This is a genomic window from Phaeodactylibacter xiamenensis (assembly GCF_000759025.1).
GTDB classification, from domain to species: Bacteria; Bacteroidota; Bacteroidia; order Chitinophagales; family Saprospiraceae; genus Phaeodactylibacter; species Phaeodactylibacter xiamenensis.
In genome coordinates, this window is sequence record NZ_JPOS01000080.1 from 53183 (window position 1) to 61742 (window position 8560).

Sequence of the window (8560 nt, forward strand, 5' to 3'; positions counted from 1 at the left end):
GAGTCAATGAATCACATTTTATCACTTCTTGAAGGTATGAAAAAATACAAGGAACACCGGGAGGCCGAAGAGGAGCCTCCTTCCCAATCGGGACATGAACGATTAACAGAAAAACTGGTAGAGCTCAACATGAAGGCACTGGACGACAACTGGAACCTACTCTACCTGGTTGCAGTAAAAAACATAAAAGGTAAAACCAATTCAAATTCAGAGCTGCCACAGTTTATTACCCAAAGAAGTTTCTCGATAACGCTGCAATTTGCTGATCAGCTCCGTCATAATCCTATCTCTAACCCAACTCTGAACAATATCATGAACGCACTAAATACATTCATCAACCAATATCACTAAACGTTTTCTATTTACTAATTATGAAAACACAAGAAAACATGACTGCAATTTTGGCAAACAGGCCCCCGGGCAAAGACCATGCCGTAGACAGTAGCGTGCTAAGCAATGCACTGAATACATTGGCCCCGGGTGCAGTCCGGAAAGCTCCCGATTTGATCGGGCACATCAAAGCTTACATTTTTAATCCTCATCATATCTCTTCCGATTCCTTAAGGCGAAAGATCAGGCAGGTGGCCCGCCTGCATAAATCACTGGGCCTTACCCAAACGGCCATTGAAGCCCTCCTCGATACCCTTGAGGGGATGAAAATCATCGTGGAAGAGCAGCAGTTGCAGTCCCTGCATGATATAGACGCTTTCATGAACGCTAAAAAAAAGTACTTCAAAAAAAGCCTGGATACCATGGGAGAGACAGGAGACAGCCCGGAGCATTCCGGCCCGGTGGAAGGGAGCAGGCCCTGACTTTTTTCACAGTGTTGAAATAAACCGGCCATCTGCTCCGTATTATGATTGTAGAGAGACAAAACGATAGCCACTAAGCCTCTGCGTCGATTGGAAAGTGCAGAACGACAGGCTTAAAAACAAACTGTAACCTGCTCCAAAAGTGGAGCTGAAAAGCATATATGGTGCCTTTAGTACCTCCTCATCATTATTAACTTTTCAATCCAGTTGTTATGTCCTCAGATTTCCAATCTTCGTGGAGTCCAGATGACCAGGAGTTTGTACGCCAGGTCTGGCAGGTTTACTTTGAGCCGCTTTATCTTTCAGCCGTTAAGTTGTGCAGCGGCAATAGGGTAAGCCCGGATGATCTGGTCATGGACTTGTTTTACAAAATTGCAAAAAAGCCAGACTTGTTCCGGAACAACCTGGAACAAAGAGGAGCGGGGTACCTGTTTTCGGCACTTAAAAACGAATTCCGTGACACTTTGCGCTCGGACAAAAGCCGTCGGCAAAACGAACAGGCCATTGGCACGCTCCGTACGGGGCAAACTTCATTGTATGCCCATTGTGCTAATATCTGGCAGGAACATATCGAGCATTTTCTTGGCCTGGTGCTGAAAGGGCGGGAACTTGATATCATGGTCTGGTTTTCCCGTGGGTTTAAGTACAGGGAGATCGCTGAGAAGCTGGGTATGAACATCAATACAGTGGGGGTGTCCATAAAGCGGTCCAGGGAGAAATTAATCAAAGCCCTGGGGGATGCGGGGATGGACCGGTTCAAAAACATTGATATCAAGAAGTGGCGGCGCAAGCGGCCCCGCGATCCCGAACTTTTTGACGAAGAGGAATAAGCGCACCTCTAGACGCATTGGTTTGGTCATTTTTCCCTCAAAGTAATCCTATCATGACAAATATAAAAGCAAGCAAAATCAACCCGGGAGTAGCCAAAACACTCTTTACCCTATTTCGCGATAACCCGCATTGCGATATTGCAGAAGTCCCTCTGCTTCGGCAGTTGCTTGTGGCTCATGCCCCGGAGTTGCTGCGGCACACCAACGAAGCGCAGTTGCTGCGCAACCGGATCAGAGCCTATCTTTTTGAGCAGCCTCAGCTTAAAGATACCGGCCTTCAAAGAGCAGTGCCCGAGGATCTTTTCGACGGGCTATACGTCCTTAAGAAAATGCTGCGCGATTTCAACTGGGTAATCGTTGAGGAAAGCATGAGGCAAAAAAAGATGGTATTTGGCCTGTGGCTGGATAACATCCTAAAAGAAGAAGAGGAAGAATAACCAAAGGGCCCCGGCAAAACAGGCTGTAAATCTTACAAAACCAAACTTTACAGCCATGGATAAACGTACCCGGCAGCGGCACCTGCAGCTCAAAACGCAGTTCTGCAGCCTGCGCTCTGTAACGGAGTTCAGTATGCTCGTGAAAACGGAAAAACGCAAGCTGCAACTGCTTGCCGCCCAGCCTGCTTACAACACCTTCACCGTACCCAAAAAGGACGGCGGGGAACGCCTCATTGAAGCGCCTGCTCCTGCACTCAAGAAAGCACAGGGCTCCATCAACCGCTTCCTGCAGAGCATTTACTACCTGGAAAAGACCACTGCCGCTCATGGTTTCGTGGTAGGCGTACGCAATGATGATGACCGGCGTAACATTCTTACAAACGCCAAGAAGCACCTCAACAAAACTTACCTGCTCAACATCGACCTGCAGGACTTCTTCCATACGGTAACCAGGGATGAGGTTTTGGACGTCTTTATGAAGCCGCCCTTCAACTTCAAGCGGCAATTGCCGGACCTGCTGGCGGATTTGCTCACCTACAGCGGCCGCCTCCCGATGGGTGCACCGACATCACCGGTATTGTCCAATTTTGCCTGCCGTGAAATGGACCGCCGCCTTACAGCCATGGCAGAGGATATGCTCTGGGCATACACCCGCTATGCTGATGATATGAGCTTTTCCTCCAACCGGAACATTGATGAAGAAACCGTCAATACCGTCATCCGAATCATCCGTGAAGAAGGCTTTGTGCCCAATAAGCGGAAAATCAAAGTCTATGGCCCCAAAGACCAGAAAGTGGTCACCGGGCTGCTCATATCTGACAAGGTCAGTTTGGAGGACAACTACCTGGCACAACTCGAAACGGACATCCGACAACTCGGTGACGTGCTGCTGGCGCAAAACGAGCAGGGCCAACTGGCTACTCGCTGGGTGGAACAGCTCAAGCAACAGGTGCGCGGCAGGCTAAGCTTTGCCGGCTTTGTCCTGGGGCGCCGCCATGAGCGCTACAATCAGCTTAAAGATGCCTACTACAATGCCGTCAACCCGCCTCAGGAAGAGTTTGGTGCGATCAGCTGGCGGGGATTTCCTTACAATTTTTAATACCTCCAATCATGCAATTAGTTCTCGATACGCCCGGTACGATAGTGACGCACAAGGATGGCGCTTTCCGCATACAGGGCAAAAAAGGCGGGCGTACCTTTGGCCCGGGCAAGCTGGACAGCATCGCCATTACGGCAAACGTCCAGTTGTCGGCGGGTGCCATTCAGCTGGCCATCCGGAACGGGATACCCATCTTGTTCTTCGACTACATCGGCAAAGCACAGGCACGGCTCTGGAGCCCTTACTTCGAGTCCATCGCCACCCTGCGCCGTCAACAGGTGCACTTTGCAGAGTCGACAGAAGCCACGCAGTGGATGATTGACTTGTTCCTGCTGAAAACGGAGGCTCAGATGGCCCATTTGAAATACCTTAAAGGTCGGAAAGTCGCAACGGGCATTGGAGCAACAGTAGCCAAAATGAAGGTGGAGTCCCGCAATTTTGAAAACTTTCGCGGGGCCCTGCTCGAAGAAGTGCGGCAGCAGATGATGGGGGTGGAAGGCGGGCTTGCACGCCTGTACTGGCCAGCCGTCAGCAGTGCATTGCCCAGGGCGTTCCGCTTCAAAAAGCGTACCCGGCGCCCGGCGAAGGACTACTTTAATGCCGCCATTAACTACGCTTATGGCATGCTCTACAGCGTAGTGGAAGGTGGGCTTTTTGCTGCCGGGCTCGACCCCCACCTCGGCCTGCTGCATGCAGATGAACACCGGAAACCTACCCTGGCTTTTGATATGATAGAGCCCTTCCGGCCCTGGGCCGATCAGGTGGTGTCAAGGGCTTGCGTACAGGGGCAAATGCAGCCGGGCTTCTTTGCGAAAAACCAGTACGGGTTCTTCCTGAACAAACACGGCAAAGCTTTCCTCATCCCCGCATTCAACGACTTTCTGCGGCAACGGGTCACCTACCTGCAGCAGGAAGCTACGGTCAAAAACCATATTTACTTCCTTGCTGCCCGCCTGGCTCAGCGTATCCGGGCTACGGCAGGGGAGTAGCGAAGGGCCATCCGATGCTTTATAAGGGGGCAACAGCAGGCACCGCTATTTCTTCATCCAAAATCAAGTCCCTTGCTGGCCAAAAAAATTGAAGCTCACCTGCTGAAAAACTATGCTCAAAGCAGCCGCCTGCTGCCGAATGCGGCCTGGGAGATCGGCGCCCTGCTCAGTGAGCATTCCGCCGCAGAGCTGAAGGAAGTCTCTGAGGAGCTGCAACTGCTCGGGTATGCCTTCCGGATAGCGCAACTGAGGCAGATGGTCCGTCTATTCCGGGCTTTCCCGCATCAATCAGACCTCAGCCACCGCTTATCGGTTACGCACCATGTAATCATTGCCCGCCTGTCAGACCCGGCGCGAAGATCGTTCTACCTGCTTGCCGCCGAAGCCGGGCAGTGGAGTACGGCAGCGCTGCGCCGGCAGATTAAAGCCAGGTACTTTGAGCGTTGCAGCAGCCCCGGCTTACCCGTCAACCCGCACTATGTCCTGGAGTTTGCGGGCGGTGCGGGCATCACTTCGGAGGCACAGCTGGAAGCGAATTTGCTGCACCGTATTGAGGCTTTCCTGCTGGAGCTCGGAGCAGGCTTTGCATTTGTGGGGCGGCAAAAGCGGATTACGACGAGCAGTGGGCGCCGGTTTTACGTAGACCTCGTTTTCTACCATGCCCACCTGAAGTGCTACGTGCTGATTGAGCTAAAAGTGGGTGCCCTGTCTCATCGGGATATCGGGCAGCTCGATTTCTACGTCCGCTATTTCGATGAGCACTTCCGGCAGTCAGAAGACAAGCCCACGATCGGGCTCCTCCTGGTCAGGCAACAGGATCAAACGCTGCTGCGATACTCCATGCTCCACCAAAGCGAGCAATTGTGGTCAGCGACCTATCAGCTGCACCTGCCTTCCGAAGCTGAGCTGTCCGCCGTACTGGAATCTTATTTTCAAACCTAAAGACACTTAAATCAATGTTGCACCTGATCTGCTATGATATCACCAACAACAGCCTGCGGGCTAATTTTGCCCGTAAGATCATCGCCTGCGGGCTGGACCGCATCAACAAATCCGTCTACCTCGGGCTGATCAAAGAAACGCCCCTGAACAACCTCGAAGCCGAGCTCTCCAGACTTCTGAAGTTGCGCGGGCAGCCACAGGATAGCCTGATCATCTTACCCATCCTGGCCCGGCAGGTACAGGACATGCGCATCTACGGCAGGAATGACCTCGATAAAGACGAGCTGAGCGGTGAGAAAAGCACTCTGATACTGTGAGCCCAAATTAGTCCGTAGGCCAGTCAAAAATGTAAATTGCGAATGCCCTCTAAAAATCCTATATTGTTGAGCCAAGTTCTTTGAAATACCAAATTCCAATGTCCAAATACCGGACAAAACCATCCACTTTTTGATGACAAAGTGTACGCAAGGAACACCAAAATTGCAAAATTACATTATCGCTAACAATAATATTAACATTGCAAAATACTGTTTTACAGACTGCTAAACAGATAAAAAACCGCTATGCACTAGAAGTTGAATATAGTAAAAACGGCTATGTTTTAATTTCGGCGCATTTTGGGATAAAGACCTGTTAGTCAGTGTTTTGTATAGTTTTGGTGTACTCCTTTCCACTAAAAAGCAGCATTTTGTGACAGCCCAGAGACACTAAAAACACTTTATACATTGTTAAAATATGGGCATATTGCTCCGGATTGGTGTTAAAGTTGTAATATTTTGTGTATTGGAGGTCAGCTAGTTAAGTGGCTTTTTGGGAAGGGCAGGGTCAGAGAGCGCATCCAGAATAGATAGGACTGCGACACTCCTGTCACGTTGGTATAATTTTCCCAACAAAAAGTCAGAGAGCGCATCCAGAATAGATAGGACTGCGACGCCGGCGGCACGAGCGGAGCAACCGTGTCGGGTCAGAGAGCGCATCCAGAATAGATAGGACTGCGACTGGTGTACTTCTGACCTCCATCTCTCCCCATCTTGGTCAGAGAGCGCATCCAGAATAGATAGGACTGCGACGTTTCATCTGTAAAGATTTTATGAATGAAATAAAAAAGTCAGAGAGCGCATCCAGAATAGATAGGACTGCGACCCAAAGGATTCAATTTCCCCGGGAACCATTTCGGTCAGAGAGCGCATCCAGAATAGATAGGACTGCGACGTTTGTGTTGGCCCTACTTCTGATTCCTTGCGTGGTCAGAGAGCGCATCCAGAATAGATAGGACTGCGACGTTGCTGCGTTCCAGAATTTGAATGTCCATTCAGTCAGAGAGCGCATCCAGAATAGATAGGACTGCGACAACTTCTGGATGTTTGCAATTTGATTCATCTTAAGTCAGAGAGCGCATCCAGAATAGATAGGACTGTGACTCTTTTCCCATATCAATTTTTTTTAGATATGGGTCAGAGAGCGCATCCAGAATAGATAGGACTGCGACACCTATGTTTTGGTTTTGTTAATGAATTATTGTTAGTCAGAGAGCGCATCCAGAATAGATAGGACTGCGATCCCGGTTAAGATGTACTATCTGGTTCCAGGCTACTTCAAGTACATCTAAGACCGGGACTAAATCGGCGCTGTTTCTGTCCTAATCCTGCCGATTTAGCTTTACTTCTTGTATTGGAGTATAGATAGATGATGTATTTTTGGTCAGATGCCCGCTTACACCGTATCCCTAGATGCTGACAAGCGCAGCTTCGTCAGTAAGTAAAGTGATCCCAGACGATGAATGTCTGGGCAGGACCGTGGGAAGCGTGAGCTTTTCCGGTAGAGCGCATCCAGAATAGATAGGACTGCCGAAGCGCATCTAAGGCCCGTATGGGCGATCCCGGTTAAGATGTACTATCTGGTTCCAGGCTACTTCAAGTACATCTAAGACCGGGACTAAATCGGCGCTATTCCTGTCCTAATCCTGCCGATTTAGCTTTACTTCTTGTATTGGAGTATAGATAGATGATGTATTTTTGGTCAGATGCCCGCTTACACCGTATCCCTAGATGCTGACAAGCGCAGCTTCGTCAGTAAGTAAAGTGATCCCAGACGATGAATGTCTGGGCAGGACCGTGGGAAGCGTGAGCTTTTCCGGTAGAGCGCATCCAGAATAGATAGGACTGCCGAAGCGCAGCGGAGGCCCGTATGGGCGATCCCGGTTCAAGACTTACGAAGGCTCGCCTTGAGGGCTCACCAAGAAAGTCTAAGACCGGGACTAAATCGGCGCTGTTTCGTCCATAGGGTAGCCGATTTAGCTAAAATTGTATTTTTTTCTTGATTCAGCTGGAGCGCCTTTAAGGGACTGCATAGGCAGCGGAAGTCCCGGTCTTAGCGTAGTAGCTGAAGTGTAACGAAGCGCCCAAAGGGCCCGCATGGGTCACGCAGCTTCACCGGGAAGAGAGCATCCAGATTAGATAGGATCCCGGTTCAAGACTTACTAAGGTTCGCCTTGAGGGCTCACCAAGAAAGTCTAAGACCGGGACTAAATCGGCGCTGTTTCTGTCCTAATCCTGCCGATTTAGCTTTACTTTTGAATTGGTTTATAGATAGATGATGTATTTTTGGTCAGATGCCCGCTTACACCGTATCCCTAGATGCTGACAAGCGCAGCTTCGTCAGTAAGAAAAGTGATCCCAGACGATGAATGTCTGGGCAGGACCGTGGGAAGCGTGAGCTTTTCCGGTAGAGCGCATCCAGAATAGATAGGACTGCCGAAGCGCAGCGAAGGCCCGTATGGGCGATCCCGGTTAAGACTTACTAAGGTTCGCCTTATGGGCTCACCAAGTAAGTCTAGGACCGGGACTAAATCGGCGCTGTTTCGTCCATAGGGTAGCCGATTTAGCTAAAATTGTATTTTCTTTCTTGATTCAGCTGGAGCGCCTTTAAGGGACTGCATAGGCAGCGGAAGTCCCGGTCTTAGCGTAGTAGCTGAAGTGTAACGAAGCGCCCAAAGGGCCCGCATGGGTCACGTAGCTTCACCGGGAAGAGCGCATCCAGAATAGATAGGATCCCGGTTAAGATTTACTAAGGTTCGCCTTTGGGGCTCACCAAGAAAGTCTAGGGCCGGGACTAAATCGGCGCTATGGCTATGGCTGGGGCAGCCGATTTAGCTTTTATGAACTACTTTTGTTGCACTGGAGCACCTCGTGCTGCAATAGGATGGAGTGCTCCAGTCCCGGCCTAGCGAAGTTGCTGAACAGTGTGAAGCGCCTGTAGGGCCCGTATGGGTTACGTAGCTTAACCTGGAAAGCGCCCGGTCACGTAAAGCGCCGTCCTGATACGGCATGGGCATAGCGGCATCCCTTTGCACAATACACATTCCGCACCTACGGCGCGGGGGAAGCTGCGGCTTTACTGTGTTACCTACCTATAGCCCCTAACGGGGCTTACAGTGATTGACTGCTCCTTA

General features: G+C 50.4%; 8 protein-coding genes and 1 CRISPR repeat array. All 8 genes read left to right on the forward strand.

Annotated features, from left to right (window positions below; genetic code table 11):
- The first annotated feature begins 6 nt into the window (after window positions 1-6).
- The 8 genes from IX84_RS21325 (at window position 7) to cas2 (ending at window position 5426) form a co-directional block, all read left to right on the forward strand.
- The gene (locus IX84_RS21325) at window positions 7-351 is read left to right on the forward strand and encodes a hypothetical protein (RefSeq protein ID WP_044225565.1); all 345 of its coding nucleotides are present in this window, start codon (window positions 7-9) and stop codon (window positions 349-351) included.
- A 38-nt stretch (window positions 352-389) separates the two neighbouring features.
- Window positions 390-812, forward strand: coding sequence for a hypothetical protein (locus tag IX84_RS21330; RefSeq protein WP_044225566.1), 423 nt, complete (start codon window positions 390-392; stop codon window positions 810-812).
- A gap of 212 nt (window positions 813-1024) precedes the next feature.
- Window positions 1025-1642, forward strand: coding sequence for an RNA polymerase sigma factor (locus IX84_RS21335; RefSeq protein ID WP_044225569.1), 618 nt, complete (start codon window positions 1025-1027; stop codon window positions 1640-1642).
- 53 nt (window positions 1643-1695) lie between these two features.
- Window positions 1696-2079, forward strand: coding sequence for a hypothetical protein (locus IX84_RS21340; RefSeq protein ID WP_044225572.1), 384 nt, complete (start codon window positions 1696-1698; stop codon window positions 2077-2079).
- Between the two features lie 55 nt (window positions 2080-2134).
- On the forward strand, window positions 2135-3178 hold the full coding sequence (locus tag IX84_RS21345) for a reverse transcriptase family protein (protein ID WP_044225575.1): 1044 nt from the start codon (window positions 2135-2137) through the stop codon (window positions 3176-3178).
- Window positions 3179-3189: 11 nt separating this feature from the next.
- Window positions 3190-4167, forward strand: a complete 978-nt coding sequence (gene cas1, locus IX84_RS21350; protein ID WP_044225578.1) for a CRISPR-associated endonuclease Cas1 — start codon at window positions 3190-3192, stop codon at window positions 4165-4167.
- A gap of 72 nt (window positions 4168-4239) precedes the next feature.
- Window positions 4240-5109: a PDDEXK nuclease domain-containing protein gene (locus IX84_RS21355; RefSeq protein WP_052516271.1), complete on the forward strand. Its 870-nt coding sequence runs from the start codon at window positions 4240-4242 to the stop codon at window positions 5107-5109.
- 14 nt (window positions 5110-5123) lie between these two features.
- Window positions 5124-5426, forward strand: a complete 303-nt coding sequence (gene cas2 / locus IX84_RS21360; protein ID WP_044225581.1) for a CRISPR-associated endonuclease Cas2 — start codon at window positions 5124-5126, stop codon at window positions 5424-5426.
- Window positions 5427-5933: 507 nt separating this feature from the next.
- A CRISPR array of direct repeats spans window positions 5934-6669; the repeat unit is 36 nt; unit sequence GTCAGAGAGCGCATCCAGAATAGATAGGACTGCGAC.
- Window positions 6670-8560 lie beyond the last annotated feature (1891 nt).